This is a genomic window from Halalkalibacter suaedae (assembly GCF_017939705.1).
Taxonomy (GTDB): Bacteria; Bacillota; Bacilli; order Bacillales; family Bacillaceae_D; genus Halalkalibacter; species Halalkalibacter suaedae.
Genome location: NZ_JAGKSQ010000003.1, coordinates 94189 through 108960 on the forward strand (window position 1 = coordinate 94189; position 14772 = coordinate 108960).

Genomic DNA, 14772 nt, shown 5'->3' on the forward strand with positions numbered 1-14772 from the left:
TTAGACTTATGAGTCCAGGAAAGACTAGCTATAGGTCGATCAAAAACAACTAGTGGAGGAATAAAAATGAATAATAAGTATAATGCATTATTTGAACCAGTTGATCTTAAAAGTGGTCAAACATTAAAAAATCGAATCGTTTTGGCACCAATGACTAATTTTTCTTCACATCCTGATGGCACGGTTTCTGATGAAGAAGTTAATTATTATATCCGCCGTTCCAAAGGGGCAGGAATGGTTGTCACAGCATGTACATATGTAACAGCAAATGGAAAAGGATTTCCTGGTGAATTCGGTGCAGATAACGATGATATGATCCCAAGCTTGAAGAAGCTAGCAACAGCACTTAAGGAGCAGGGAACAAAGGCTGTTCTTCAAATATTTCATGGTGGACGCTCATGCCCTCCTGATCTTGTACCAAATGGTGACATTGTTAGTGCAAGTGCGATTGCTGCTGAGGATGAAGCTGGTGGTTTAGGGCCTACTCCAAGAGAATTAAAGATAGATGAAGTCGATTCTATTATTAAAGCCTTTGGAGAAACGACTCGTCGAGCGATTGAAGCAGGATTTGACGGCGTTGAGATTCATGGAGCTAATGGATATCTGCTACAACAATTCTTTTCACCACATTCAAATAGACGAGAAGACCGTTTTGGTGGAAGCCTAGAGAAACGCATGACGTTTCCAATGGCCATCGTTGATGAAGTCAACCGAGTTGTTAGTGAACATGCTGAAGCTCCGTTTATTGTGGGCTACCGCTTTTCTCCAGAAGAGCCAACAACACCAGGAATCACGATGGCAGATACATTAGAGTTCGTTGATGCCTTAGCAGATAAACCGCTTGACTATCTACACATATCACTACAAGAATTCGATTCAGCCCCTAGACGAGGTGCTGATGACAAACGTACACGTCTGGAGCTTGTGTTAGATAAAATTAATAACCGTGTTCCTCTAATCGGTGTCGGTTCAATCCAAACAGCAGATGATGCTCTAAAAGCATTAGATACTGGTGTACCTTTAATTGCATTAGGCCGTCAGCTAATTATTGATCCTGATTGGGTTGAAAAAATCCAAAACGGAAAAGAAAATGAAATCGAAACAGAGCTTGATCTGAATGGTCAAGAACGTCTAGTTGTTCCAGATCCATTATGGAATGCAATTGTTAACACACCAGGTTGGTTTCCGGGTGTTAAGTAAATAAAGCACAACGAGGTTGGGACAAAAGATTAAAAATCTGAAAGGGAGAGTGTGTGTTTGTACACCGCTCCTGAAATATACTACGCTTTCCGCGGGAAGCCGGTGAGCCTCCTCGTGCTTCGCACTTGCGGGGTCTCATCCTTGGCTTTTGCATCCCGCAGGAATCTACGTATATTTCATCCGCTACGTGATTGCTTTGTTCATTATTTCAGTTAAACATTTTAGTTACAGTCAATCTCTATCAATTTCCCGACAGAAATATTATCGAAACGTTCGTATTAAGGAAAATTACTTGTTAAGACGCTTCGATTCCACTATCGGGATAGGGGGAAGGCTTTGTTAGAGGTAAAACGGGAATTCATATAGTTTTACTAGGACTCAAATAGGATTTTGACGATGAATCGTTAGGAGTAAAAAAAATTGGAGACAGGGAAAAGGTAACCCATAATATGGATGACCTAGACCTGTCTCCTTTTTTATTTTTTTAGCTTCATGATTCGTTTGAAGCTTTTAGATAGAATTTTATGTTCCTCCGTATGTTGAAATAATTTTCCTATTCTCTTGATATTCACTTTGAAAAGCAGAGAAATTCAATCATCCCTCTCATCAAAGCGGACGGGATGGGCGGGCCGACTCCTGCAGGATGGAAAGGGCAGGTTGAAATCCACCGGCGAAGCCGGTTAGTTCAACGCCCGCCTGCGGAAAGCGTGCCCCCATCCCGGTAGCGGAGCCGAAGCGACTTTTACGGCCACTCTCTTTCAAGTCACTTTTTAATTAAATGATTAAAAATTCTTTTCTAAGGGAACTAGCCATAATGATCAATATTAAATGAAAAGGAGAAACGGTATTTTATGATTTCATCCATTCTTATCACATTAACCATTGGTTTTATCGTTATAAACCTATATTACTTCTTTACTCGCCAATCCTATAAAAAAAGCACATTCAATGCTCCAATGTTTTACCAGTTATTCTTTAATATGATTGGAATTACGATTGGATTCGCTTGTATTTATTATCTGTTATCACTTAATAATGTGATATTAAAGATTGGTTCACCAGATGGAAATCCAGCAAATGAAACATTTGCTAATTTACTATATTTTAGCGGCGTTACGCTATTATCAGTTGGTTATGGGGATTATACACCTGTCGGCAGTGCGAAATTTTTCGCACTCATCGAGGCTGGGATCGGTATTCTTTTGCCTACAGCCTATTTTATTAAAGCAATGAGTAATAATAATAACCAAAGCAATGACAATAATCAGTCAACATAAAATGATCAGAAAACTATAAAATCGGCGACATTAATCTTGATATCGATTCCTTAAATCGGATCATTCTTGAACGCTTTTCATACTGCTTAAGTGTTAATATTCTGGAATATTCCATATCCTTCTCGAAAAAGGACACGAGCTTCATTGATACCTCTGTATCATAAATAAAAGCATTCACTTCAAAGTTCAGTTTGAAACTTCGCATGTCAATATTTGCTGTGCCAACCGAGTTAATTTCACCATCTATTACGATTGTCTTTGCATGGATAAAGCCTTTTTCGTAGATATATACCTTTGCCCCAACCTTTAACAATTCTCCAACATGAGAGTATGTGGCCCAGTAGACAAAAGGATGATCTGGTCTATTAGGAATCATGACACGAACATCCTTACCTGATAAGGATGCGATTCGTAGAGCATCAAGTAAACTTTGATCAGGAATAAAATATGGTGTTTGAATATAAATTGACTTTTTGGCGGACATAATCATTTTAATATACCCATTTTTTATTTGCTCCCACTCTGAATCAGGTCCACTTGAAACGATTTGTATTGTCGCCTTTCCGTGATTTTGTGATTTCACCGGGAAATATCTGTCTTCATATTGAATATAATGTTGCTTCGATGCTTGATTCCAATCTAAAATAAACCTTGTTTGTATCGTATCAACTGCAGGGCCTTTTATTCTTAAGTGAGTATCTCTCCAATAACCAAACTTTTTATTTAATCCTAAATATTCATCTCCTATATTAAAGCCACCAATATATCCAACATAGCCATCAATATTAACGAGCTTACGGTGATTTCGATAGTTCAACCGTAAATTAATTAAAGGGATTTTTGATGGAAAGAACGCTCCCACTTCTCCGCCATTCTCGATTAGCTCTGAAAAATCCTTCCTCCGCAACTTTCGAGAGCCTAATTGATCATATAAGACTCTAACCTTTACTCCTTCCTTCGCCTTTTGAACTAAGGCTTTAATTAATCTACTTCCTAGTTCGTCATTTCGAAAAATATAATATTGCAAGTGAATGAACACTTTTGCATCACTAATATCCTTTAAAAGCTGGGCGAACTTTTCCTCGCCATCAACATGAATATCTACTTGATTTCCAGATGTGAGAAGAGCATCATTGTTCATCAAATGCATATAAATCAAATCCCGATAACGTTCGACTTCAGCACCAGTAAAACAGAAAGAAGGATCTTGCATATCGTCCATTTGTTTTTTGATCGAGCCCTCAATCCCCACTTTCCTTATATCCTCCCAGTGAAATAGCCGATTTCTTGTTAAATTTTGTCCGAAGAATAAGTAAATGACAAACCCGAGAAAAGGAATAAAAAACAATATCATAATCCAGGCCCAAGTTGCCCGAGGATCTTTTTGTTCCATGAAAATAATTAATGACGCTAACAAGATGTTCATAAAAAATAATAAAGTCAATAAAATTGAGTAAATATCCATATTGACCTCCTTTTCAGTAATGACTGCTAAGTTTCACTGCTTGTCCATTTAAGGATGACTTGTATGGTATATGTATAACATGAATCACTCGATATTACGAGTTCCAAAGAAAACCGAGTTCCAACCAAATGGTAGAGGTGTAGCTACAATCTAGTTTTTGCTCTACCTCTACCTGTTGAAATAGGTCCCTGCCTCTTTTACCTTGGAGTTGGCAAAAATTGCGGATTCATATAATAGGCTATATCTGGTACATTGGAGGGATTAATATATGGATTAGCATATGCATAATTTTGATACCACTCAGGAGGTCTAGTTTGTGATGCAGGACCTTCCTGGTATGGACCATATACTAGCAATTGATTAAGATTAGGATTCATTGTTTGATTAGGATATTGAGGTGTATTCAGATAGTTAGTTGGGTACCCATTATAATTTGTCATACCGTAGTAATAAGGATGGTAATTGTAATTCATTTGCTTCTCTCCCTTTCCTTTTCTAATCTAATCTATGTCAAATATCCAATTTTGGTGATTTATTTCTTATTAAAAAGCAAGAGACCAAATCGATTGATTTGGTCCACATTGATCTTATTTTAAAACTATAGAATTCCAAGATTCTTTTAACCACTGATCAAACTCTTCACCTTTTTCACCCTCGTACGTATCATACAGGTCAATCCTCATCTTCTTAACCTTTTCCCTGAAATCTTCATATGAATGATCTTTCGGCAAACTTTTTTTGATTCGAAGCAAGGTTTTAGCTGTTCCTTTGATCGGTTCATCATTGCTACGTTCAGGCTCGCTTACGTCTTCCCCTAAGTCTCTTAGCTTCCGAAATGCAGCCTTTCGTATTTTAAATACAGCATCCCCTGCCATGCAGTATCTGAGTAATTCAATTGTTTCTCTACTTTTCCATTGACCTAACTCTTCAACTGTATCTAAACGTTCTCTCCAATTAGCTGCTCGATTAATTGATTTTTTTAATTGACTTAAATTAGCTGGTACTTCTGGTTTTGTTTCCTGACTCAAACGATTCAATCCCCTTCATTAAAGAACTTAGTCCAAACATATTACTATTGTACCATTTAAAACTTGTACACATACTTATTTCTCTAATTTGGTTTAGAACAAGTAAAAGAGTGACTCTAAACAAAACTGTTTGAGCCACTCTTTCATCCCTTAAATCATTCCAACTAGCAAACAAAGCCCAGCTAACTATCATTTTGATGAAGTCAATTTCTTTCCATCTGCCAACTTTTCTTTTAATAATTTTTTTACTATTGTTGCAGCCCTAACCTTCACTTCAAGGTCAACTGAAATATTTACCTCATAGCTACCAGTCTTAATTAATGTTTTTAATTCTTCAACTGTGTAACACTCTTCGTCAAAGTCATTATAGACACTACCATATTGCAAGAAGTGATGAGTATCACTCCCACCTACGATCGGAAGTCCTACTTGTTGGGCTAGGTCTGCAAGCTTTCTACGATAAATGCTCATATCTTCTGCATATAGGTCCTTACCATTTAGATCAAACGCATCCAGGCAACGAAGCTGTCCGAGATCTAAATGATGTAGAGGTGTACTTTTTCGAAACGGATGTGCTCCAATTTTCAAGATGTGCTCGTTCTCAGTCAAGTTCATTAACTGATCAAATGAGATGAACGTATCCTCTGTTAAATGATTCTCAAGGGAAGAGCGGATCCGAAGAATGGTATCACGGCTGCCGATCAATAGAATATGTCCCTTTTCTCTAATGTCTACTTCTATTCCAGGAAATAGCTTAAGTCCATCAATTAGATAATAACCGTGTTCATATTTATAATTTGCATCTATGAAATCAAAGATATCAAAAAAACGGCTAGTGTTAAAATGCTCAGTCATAGCCAAAGCTGTTAAGCCACTCGCTTTCGCTTCCTTCATCATCTCTCTAAAGTAATCAGGCATAAATTGCGATTTTTTTGATAGTTTTACATGACTATGAAAATCAATTCTCATTTTGGCCTCCTATTTATATAGAACTATTTGCAATAAAGAATAAAGTAATGACATACAAAGCTGAAAACAGTAAGAACATATAATCTCGAGTTCGAAAGGCTAAATGAGACAGCTTGATTTTTTTTACGTCAGGGTGATTGAATGCGTAAAAGCTCCCTTTTATTTCTAGTGCTTCAACTGTGGTTCGAGCTCTTTTGGCTGTGCTTAGGAGCAAAGGATAAAAAGACAAAACCGCTATTTTCGAAAAATATACAATCGATCTTGAGTAGAGAAATCCATGTTTTTCAGGTGCTTTTCCTCTTAACCGAAAAGATAAGAAGACATGGTGATACTCTTCTAATAGGCTAGGGAGCATTCGATATCCATATGCAATGCAAAATGAAACTTGACCAGGCAATCCTATCCGGAGTAATCCATTACTCAGTTTTTCTGGATCCATTGAACAGAAAACGGTCATGCTAGCTAAGGAAATAATTGAAACCTTCATCGTTAAAATAATCAACGGTACAACGACACTTAGATCTCCGCCAAAAAACCACGAAGCAATTAATAAATACCCACCCTGACCTAGTAAACCTAAACATAAGATCATAATAAGTAATGGAGAAACCTTACTCATGACAGTTGTAACAACCATAAAGAGAAGTAAACCAACTAAGATCGTCTCGTTATGAATAAACCAAGGAACTACTCCGAAAAATAAATACCAAATAAATAGAGTACGAGGGTCTAGCTTCGCCAAAAATGTATGACTATTGCCATATGCCGTGTTTAATAATTCAATCTTTACTTGTTCAACCGAAAGCTTTTCAGATAGTTTGCGTGTATAGTCCACTATTTTTCTCCTGCCTTTCTAGGGAGCAGACAAATTCATCCACTGTGAACGCAAGTGGTGACATTTGTAACTTTCTGCTCAATTCCAAGATTTGCGGAGGCTTTAAACCTGCAAGTTCCAGTAATTCTACATTATTAAAAACAGAATCACGATTTCCGTCATGAATAATCTCTCCTTCATGTAAAACAATGATTCGATTTGCCCACTCCGCGACAAGCTGCATATCATGAGTCGCAATAACAGCAGCCTCTACTTGATCTTTCAATGAATCTATTAATTTCGTAATATGCTTACGAGTTGCAATATCAAGATTTGCTGTTGGTTCGTCTAGTAAAAGAATCGATGGTTTCATGGCAACTCCAATAGCTAATGATGCTCTTCTTTGTTGACCACCGCTCATCAATCGACTATCTCTATCTTGTAACGCGATTAAATCGAATTGTTCAAGCACCTTAGTAACCGTCGTTTCATAATGAGGTGTTTTTCTTGCCTTCAGGTAGAACTCAACATCTTTTCTGACACAGTCTTCAATGAACATTTCCTCGGGATTCTGGTAAATGTATGTAACAGTCTCAGCCAATTTCTCTGGAGAACAATTCCGGGTGTTCGTGCCTTTCACAGTAACATTTCCTGTTTCAGGCTTAACAAGTCCTGTCATCAAACGCATAAGCGAAGATTTCCCAGCTCCATTCGTACCAACAAGTGCAACTAAATCTCCTTGGTAAATAGTTAGATCAATTTCATTAAGGACCTTCTTTCTTGAACGATTAATCATCTTGTATGAGAAACTTACATCTTTTAATTCAACGATTTCACTCTTGTTATGGTGATTTTTTATATCTTCATTCACTAATAGGTTTGAAGATCTATTCTCCTGTTTTGGAAAAAATGCCATCGCCTCTGCCAAATTAATAGGAAGTTGTTCTTTTGTATACCCGGCCCATTGATATGCAGCTTGTGTTACTTGTGGTGGATAAATCTTACTAGACTTGAGCTCACCAACCTCTCTAAGAGCTTCTCTTGTTTTCTTTTTCCAAAGAACTCGGCCATGATCCATTAACACGACTTGATCACAATAGTCTGCGATAAATTCTGTGTGATGTTCAATCACAATAATTGTCTTGCCGTAGTCCTTATTAAGTTGTTGTAACGTTTTATAAACCATTTCAGCATGATGAGGATCAAGCTGTGCAACAGGTTCATCAATAATTAAAATATCTGGATCTAAAGACAATGCCCCTGCTAATGCTAGCTGATGTTTCTGGCCACCACTCAGCTGCCATATAAATTCTTCATTGTGTCCGTCCAAGCCGACTAAATGCAACGCACGCTTTCCTCTTGCCTTATAATCTTTGTAGCCGTAATTTAAGGGGGCAAAACTCGCATCTTCCAGTACACGTGGACAAACAAGCTGGTTTTCGAAATCTTGGTATACGTAACCGACATGATGTGATAGATCAGCTACTTTCTGCTCCGTCGTAACTAAACCATTGACGACAACTCTACCTGAAAAATCACCAACATAATAATGCGGAATAAGACCATTTAACAATTTACATAATGTTGATTTCCCACTCCCATTGCCTCCAATAATCGCAAGAAACTCACCTTTATTTACTGTAAGCGATAAGTCCCTTAAGACTTTATCTTCTCCACCTGGATACTGAAAATTGACATTGTCGATTGTGATTTGCTCGATCATACCGATATTCTCTCATTCTCATCCGTCGTAGCCTTCTTTTTATTCTTAGTCATTAAAATAATTGTAATAGCTGCGACTAAAGCTGCTACTCCAATACTGACCCAAATAAACCAACCACCAAACATATCAATAAAGTCTGCTTCCCATTCATAATTAAAGCCAGCCTCTGATAAATACTCAAAGAAAAAGGCAGCACAAGCTAGTAATATACCGATGACAATTAACCTAGGTGCGACAACCTCCTTCATTGAGAATTTGATTGAATTATTTCTTGGCTTCATCCCAAGCAATGGTTCAATCTTGCCGTACAATCGAGGAACTAAATATAAGGTTGGTAATAATGCAAACAAAATGCCTGAAAACAAAACATCATTAAGAAAAGCAAACCCCTCAATTACAAGAACGCTTTCTGCAAGCCCCGGTACAGCTTCTAACTCTTCAACCCCAATCCATACTTTCCCAATGTCAACCATACTACTTATCGCTTGATGAATGATGACACCAGTGATCGCAGCAATACCGACTTGTCTTCTATTCTTAGGGTCGCTAACCAACGAGCCCGCAATAAACATTGCTAACGAGAAGGCAATAAACTTCTCTAACTCCCCAAACCCTCCAAACTGACCAAGCATAATTTCTCCAAAGATAACCTCACCTAGTGATGCTCCAATTGCAGCATACAAAGGATGAAACAAGATACATAATGTTAAGGGGATAAAGGCAAAATATTCAATTGATAATTCAAGCGGGCCAAAATTAACGGATGGAACCAATTCTGTAATCATGTTGGAAAGACCGTATAAGGACATCGATAAAATGAAGACCATCATTTTCTGTGATTGCGTTAACACATATCTTTCTTTTACACTATTCATTTCTCTACCTCCTTTAATTTGTATCTTTAGTCTATTGTATTGCTGTTAAGTGAGTATTGAAGACGCGTAAATAGCTTGTAAATTAATTATCGTTTTATAACATAATGTAAAAAATCATACATAACGCTATTTATTTTCACTTTCATTTGCTATGCTACGATCAACAACATACTTAAAGGAGCTTCATTTTAATGAATTTCAACTGGAACACAGAGGCAATGTCACCAAGTCAACGTAAAATTGCCGACTACATTCAAAAGCATACAAACCAAGTGTTACTATTAACGGAACAAGAAATAGCAGATGCTGTAAGAGTAAGCATTGCATCGGTCTCTAGATTTTGGCGTTCTGTCGGCTATAAAAATTTAAAAGAGTTTAAGAGTAAGATCGGATTGCAATTCGAAGTTTCTCCCGCAGCAAAAATGAATAATGTGATGAGGAAATTAGAGGGACAAGAACTTCAATACCACACTTTAAAGAATTCAGTCGATCATTTATACAAAACAATGGAGCAATTTTCTAGCGATTCTTTTCACAAAGCAGTTGATTTATTACTCTCAGCAGATAAGATCTATCTACATGGACCAGGACCGTCTAAAGGGTTAGCGGATCTATTTAGTTATCGCATGGCTAGATTCGGTATGAACATGCATCTAATAAAAAAAGGGGGAAGTGAACTTTTCGAAGAACTTACGCATGTTAAAGAAGAAGATACGGTAGTATTATTTGGGTTTATTCGTTTGCTTCCAGAAGCAAACGTCATATTGAAGCACGCAAAACTTATTGGGTATAAAACTATTATCATAACAGATCAGCTTGTCTTTGAATCCTCAAGTGACGCTGACGTTGTCTTATTTGCGAGTAGAGGTGAAACACGTGAATTTCATTCTATGATTGGTCCCACATTTATGATTGAAAATCTAATCATTTCACTTGGGATGAGGAATAAGGAAGCAAATTTAGCAAAACTAGAACAGTTAAGTCATTTACGTAAACGATATGCTAATGATCTGCCCCGTTAATTTACACAAAAGAAGAGGCTGGGACAAAAGTGATGTAACTAATAGAATATCCGAACAATATAGTTAGCGGACGTAAACCGCTCCTGAAATATACTTCGCTTTCCGCGGGAAGCCGGTGAGCCTCCTCGTCTACGACTGTGGGGTCTCACCTTTGGCTTTTTCATCCCGCAGGAGTCTACGTATATTTCATCCGCTACATGATTGCTTTGTTCGGCATTTCAGTTAAACACTTTAGTTATGTCCCAGCCTTTCTTTATTTAACAATCTCATTGAAAGTAACTATGTTCATATTGAGGTAATATCATTCTGAAGGTGGTTCCCTTTTCGCTACTTTGACTTACTTTAATTTCTCCGCGATGCTCAAAGATGATTTTCCTAACAAAGGGTAATCCGGCTCCCATACCTGATTTTTTGGTAGAGATGAACGGATCAAAAATATATTCCCACTGATCAAGAGGAATCCCATCACCAGTATCAATAACATCTATGATTATTTGATCATCTACTATAAGGGAACGGATTGTAATCCTTCTTTGTTTATTCTCATCATCAATTGCCTCACAACTATTTTTAATTAGGTTTACAAACACTTGTTTTAAATAGGTCTCACTGACATAAGCCTTAAGTGGTGTGCATTTATTTTCAAAGATGAGCTCAACCCTATTGTTTTCTACTAGGTTAGATGTAATGTCAATCGCTTCCTGAATAATCTTACTTACATCAGTTATTTTAAAATCAATAGCCTTTGTGTGAAGATACTCTGAATAGCTTTGCGTCAATTCCTCAAGCTGATTAGATGCTTTTTCAATCATATTTACCATACGTCTGCTTTCCTCAGGTAATGGTGATGAACGCGGAAGCAACTTCGAATATGCTTTAATAATTTGTAAGTTATTCTTCACCTCATGAATGAGACTTGTTGCAATATCTCCTGTATAGTCTAATTTCTTTTGCCTCTCCACTAAACGATTGTAGTTAATTGTCATCAGCGTGTTCATCTTCACAAATGCAAAAACAATGATAGAAGAAAACACAACTACTCCCATACTGCCTAAAATAGCACCAGTTGCTGGGATAAAATTAAGATAGCCCGTCAGAAATAAAAAAATGGCACATAAGGAGAATGTAGTTAAGAATGATCTCAAGTATTGATTTGGTATTGTCTTAGTCACAAATAACACGACTAATAATAGAAAGAAGATACTGCCCGTATGGATAAGGAATAAAAAATGCAGTTCACCGTAAATGGGAAAATAAAGCTTAGTTCCCAATTTAGACGCCTCTGTTAACTCTATCTCCTTAATCCCCCAATTAGACCAATTGATAACGTAGATAAAAACACTCCATGCCATTAATAGCCATAAAGCTTTCTTATTAAAGATAGATAATAAAAACCCTAATAAAGAATGTTTTTTAAATGGAACGGTATGTTTTTTCAAGATTAAATATGCTGTATAAAAAGCAATGGGAACTCCTGCTATTACTCCTATCCTTAGCAATCGAAACAACCAAAAAATCGCCTCTTCTGGTAATATTCCTTCTAGATATAGAACACTAACATCTAATTGCCATAGACTAATTGATATCATAAATAAAAGCAAAGCAATGGCTAAAGGTGAGCCTTTATACATTTTTAATACATTTAGAGCTAATACAATAGGAAGACAGCCTATTGCTATAATAAAAAATGATGTACTCATTGAATCTCATCCTTAAACAACTAGTAATTTAATTAAGGGAACTGAACTACCCATACGTTCGTCCTATTTAATGATTTATATGTATTATAGTAGTTTATCTTTTAAAAGAACATAAAATATTTGAAAATTTAAATTTGCAAAAAAAGGTAATCTGTCTAATAATCATGTAAAAGACCACTTGAAAGTTCAAATGGTCTTAAAAGAATTATTCTAATGTCCAGCAACGTCTCTCTTTGTAAACACAAGCCAAGAGGCGACTAAAAATGCAGTTAAATAAACAAGCAAAACAATGATGGAGAAGGAAAGAGTCATACCTTCAATCAATGGTGTTGAGCCGTCCATATATTGTTTTAAGTTAGTATTTGCAAATAGAATATATTTGGCCCAATCGTATGTTGCAGTGAAAGCCACAATCGCATTTCCTGCCATCATCAGAAAAATTGCTAGACCAATCGCCATTCCACTACTTCTAAAAATAGTAGAAATCATAAACGCAAATGTTGCCATCATAACAAGAGTTACCATGCTTAAGCCAAATTCTTTTACTATTTGAGCAATAATACTTGTTTGAACAAATCCATCTGCATGCTCCTGGATAATAATAGGGTTCATTCCATTGAGACCGAAAAATAATGAACCAACGATCCACGAAAACAGTAAAAAGGCTAAAAGAAGTGTAAAAGCATAGACTAATACAGAGACATACTTTGAAAATAATATTTTAGTTCGAGAAATAGGGCGTATTAAAAGGAGTTTAATTGTTCCCCACTTAAATTCATTTGCAATAATTCCTGCGGCGACAATAATCGTAAATAAACTAATAACGGATGAAAACCCAACATTCTCTAACATATATGTCCATCCATCATAAGACTCTGGTTTAATATTATTCTCTAAATGATAATTGTTCCTCGCTATTTGTTGCTCATTAAAATCAGCCATGAACTCATCTTGTTTTGATTCCTCAACCAAACGTTCATTTTCTACCCGAATCTCTTCCTGCCAGTTACTACTATACTCACTCGTCGTCCATGTTCCATCATCCATGAATGTAGTAATAAGTGCCCCAGCCAATGCAATAATCGCTAGAACAGCAATCATGAGCCATGTCGATTTCTTTGCATATAGCTTCATTTGTTCATTTAAAATTAAATTAATAAAATTATTCAATTGTATTCTCTCCTATCAAATCAAAGAATTTGTCTTCCAAGGTAGACTGCGAGACTTTGACACTATAAATACTGATACCATTTTTAATTAATTGTTCAATTATTTTAGGGGTCTCTTCTTTAGTAATTGAAAGAACAATTTCATCATTATTTATAATAACCTGTTTTTCTGCTTCACTTTCTAAGCATTCTTTTGCAGCTTGTAATGGCGTCGCCTCAATATGTACTTCTATCAGGTTCGTTTCATCTTTTGTCTCTTTTACTGCTTCAATTGCAACTAATTCACCATTTTTGATAACAGCAATTCGATCGCACATCAATTCAATCTCACTAAGTAGATGACTTGAGACAATCACTGCTACATTTTCCTGCTCAGCTAGATTCCGAATATATTTCCGGATTTCTCTTATACCAGATGGATCGAGACCATTTGTAGGTTCATCCAAAATTAAGATGGATGGGCGATGAAGTAAAGCTTGGGCAATTCCTAAACGTTGTCTCATTCCTAATGAATATCTCCCGACCTTTTCATTGATCGCCTTTTCCATTCCTACAAGGGCTATCACTTCATTTATTCTCTCTTCATTGATACCGTCAATCATCCTAGCGTAATGCTTTAGGTTCTTCCTCCCGCTCATAAATGGGTACATTTCTGGATTTTCTACAATTGCCCCGACATGCTTAATCGCACCTTTGAAATCAGTCTTAATACTTTTTCCATCAATTAATATATCGCCTTCCGTTATGCTCATTAATCCTACCATCATACGTATGGTCGTTGTTTTCCCAGCTCCGTTCGGTCCTAGAAAGCCAAAGACCTCGCCAGTTTGTATTTCGAAATCAAGTCCTTTAATTATCGACTTTTTTCCGATTGTTTTCTTAAGATTAATAAGCTTCATTGCTGCTTTAGTCAAAAAGAACACCTCCATTAAATTTAATCATGTAATCTACGTATTCACTTCTTAATAGGTTCCTTAAAATGGTAATTTTTTTTTAGAGAGAGTAGAATCTATTAATCGGTATTCAATGATAGAGCTTGTTTTGTAATAAAACAAAGTAAAAATAGAGCTGGAAAGAACTTTTTTCAGGTTATAGGTGAAAAGAGAGTGACTTTAAAAAGGTGCTTCGAACACGCTACCGGGATGGGGGGCACGCTTTCCGCAGGAGGGCATGGAACTAACTGGCTTCGCCAGTGGATTTCCATTTGCCCTTTTTTCCTGCAGGAGTCGGCCCTCCCATCCCGTCCGCTTTGATGAAAGGTATGATGGAATTTCTCTTCTCTTCACAGTGAAAATCAAGAGAATTCAAAACTTTTTGGATGAAAATAAATAATCAAATATATGCACGGTTTTTCTTTATTAAATTTGTCATAAAAGGTCTATTTTAAAAACAAAAAAAAGGAGACAGGTCTAGATTATCCATAGTATAGATAATCTTTCCTGTACTCCTATTTTCCACTCCAAACAATAATTCAAAAGAGGGCGTTTGTCAGTGGCCTCGTGAAAGTCGAGGAGGCTTACTGTTTCCCGC

The 14772-nt window shown here is 36.6% G+C and carries 13 protein-coding genes; 3 read left to right on the top strand and 10 right to left on the bottom strand.

The genetic code is table 11. The features are described from left to right. Nucleotides 1-66: 66 nt before the first annotated feature. Both J7W16_RS07885 and J7W16_RS07890 read left to right on the top strand, forming a co-directional pair. Entirely contained in the window at nucleotides 67-1200 is a 1134-nt protein-coding gene (locus tag J7W16_RS07885; protein WP_210596758.1) for an NADH-dependent flavin oxidoreductase, read from the top strand. 851 nt (nucleotides 1201-2051) lie between these two features. Next, nucleotides 2052-2477 carry a two pore domain potassium channel family protein gene (locus tag J7W16_RS07890; RefSeq protein WP_210596759.1) on the top strand — a complete coding sequence of 142 codons (426 nt, stop codon included), beginning with the start codon at nucleotides 2052-2054 and terminating at the stop codon, nucleotides 2475-2477. 13 nt (nucleotides 2478-2490) lie between these two features. Here J7W16_RS07890 and cls read toward each other — a convergent pair whose 3' ends face one another. The 7 genes from cls to J7W16_RS07925 all read right to left on the bottom strand — a co-directional run bounded on the left by cls (nucleotide 2491) and on the right by J7W16_RS07925 (nucleotide 9351). Continuing rightward, nucleotides 2491-3942, bottom strand: a complete 1452-nt coding sequence (gene cls, locus J7W16_RS07895; protein ID WP_210596760.1) for a cardiolipin synthase — start codon at nucleotides 3940-3942, stop codon at nucleotides 2491-2493. A gap of 197 nt (nucleotides 3943-4139) precedes the next feature. Next, entirely contained in the window at nucleotides 4140-4415 is a 276-nt protein-coding gene (locus J7W16_RS07900) for a hypothetical protein (protein WP_210596761.1), read from the bottom strand. A 114-nt stretch (nucleotides 4416-4529) separates the two neighbouring features. Next, nucleotides 4530-4970 carry a HEAT repeat domain-containing protein gene (locus J7W16_RS07905; protein ID WP_210596762.1) on the bottom strand — a complete coding sequence of 147 codons (441 nt, stop codon included), beginning with the start codon at nucleotides 4968-4970 and terminating at the stop codon, nucleotides 4530-4532. A gap of 189 nt (nucleotides 4971-5159) precedes the next feature. Then, nucleotides 5160-5939, bottom strand: coding sequence for a PHP domain-containing protein (locus J7W16_RS07910; protein ID WP_210596763.1), 780 nt, complete (start codon nucleotides 5937-5939; stop codon nucleotides 5160-5162). A 13-nt stretch (nucleotides 5940-5952) separates the two neighbouring features. Next, nucleotides 5953-6774: an energy-coupling factor transporter transmembrane component T family protein gene (locus J7W16_RS07915; protein WP_210596764.1), complete on the bottom strand. Its 822-nt coding sequence runs from the start codon at nucleotides 6772-6774 to the stop codon at nucleotides 5953-5955. Next, on the bottom strand, nucleotides 6749-8476 hold the full coding sequence (locus J7W16_RS07920; RefSeq protein ID WP_210596765.1) for an ABC transporter ATP-binding protein: 1728 nt from the start codon (nucleotides 8474-8476) through the stop codon (nucleotides 6749-6751). The genes J7W16_RS07915 and J7W16_RS07920 overlap by 26 nt, the downstream gene beginning before the upstream one ends. Next, nucleotides 8473-9351 (bottom strand): DUF8171 family membrane protein, encoded by an 879-nt coding sequence (locus J7W16_RS07925; protein ID WP_210596766.1) that lies wholly within the window; start codon nucleotides 9349-9351, stop codon nucleotides 8473-8475. Before J7W16_RS07925 ends, J7W16_RS07920 begins: the two co-directional genes overlap by 4 nt. Nucleotides 9352-9542: 191 nt before the next feature. On the opposite strand from J7W16_RS07925, the gene J7W16_RS07930 reads away from it, so the two are divergent. Next, nucleotides 9543-10373 (top strand): MurR/RpiR family transcriptional regulator, encoded by an 831-nt coding sequence (locus tag J7W16_RS07930; protein ID WP_210596767.1) that lies wholly within the window; start codon nucleotides 9543-9545, stop codon nucleotides 10371-10373. 266 nt (nucleotides 10374-10639) lie between these two features. On the opposite strand, the gene J7W16_RS07935 is transcribed toward J7W16_RS07930, so the two are convergent. The 3 genes from J7W16_RS07935 to J7W16_RS07945 all read right to left on the bottom strand — a co-directional run bounded on the left by J7W16_RS07935 (nucleotide 10640) and on the right by J7W16_RS07945 (nucleotide 14156). Then, a complete protein-coding gene (locus J7W16_RS07935) occupies nucleotides 10640-12073 on the bottom strand; it encodes a sensor histidine kinase (protein WP_210596768.1) in 1434 nt (477 codons plus the stop codon). A 210-nt stretch (nucleotides 12074-12283) separates the two neighbouring features. Continuing rightward, nucleotides 12284-13243 (bottom strand): ABC transporter permease, encoded by a 960-nt coding sequence (locus J7W16_RS07940; RefSeq protein WP_210596769.1) that lies wholly within the window; start codon nucleotides 13241-13243, stop codon nucleotides 12284-12286. Continuing rightward, on the bottom strand, nucleotides 13236-14156 hold the full coding sequence (locus tag J7W16_RS07945) for an ABC transporter ATP-binding protein (protein ID WP_210596770.1): 921 nt from the start codon (nucleotides 14154-14156) through the stop codon (nucleotides 13236-13238). The genes J7W16_RS07940 and J7W16_RS07945 overlap by 8 nt, the downstream gene beginning before the upstream one ends. Nucleotides 14157-14772 lie beyond the last annotated feature (616 nt).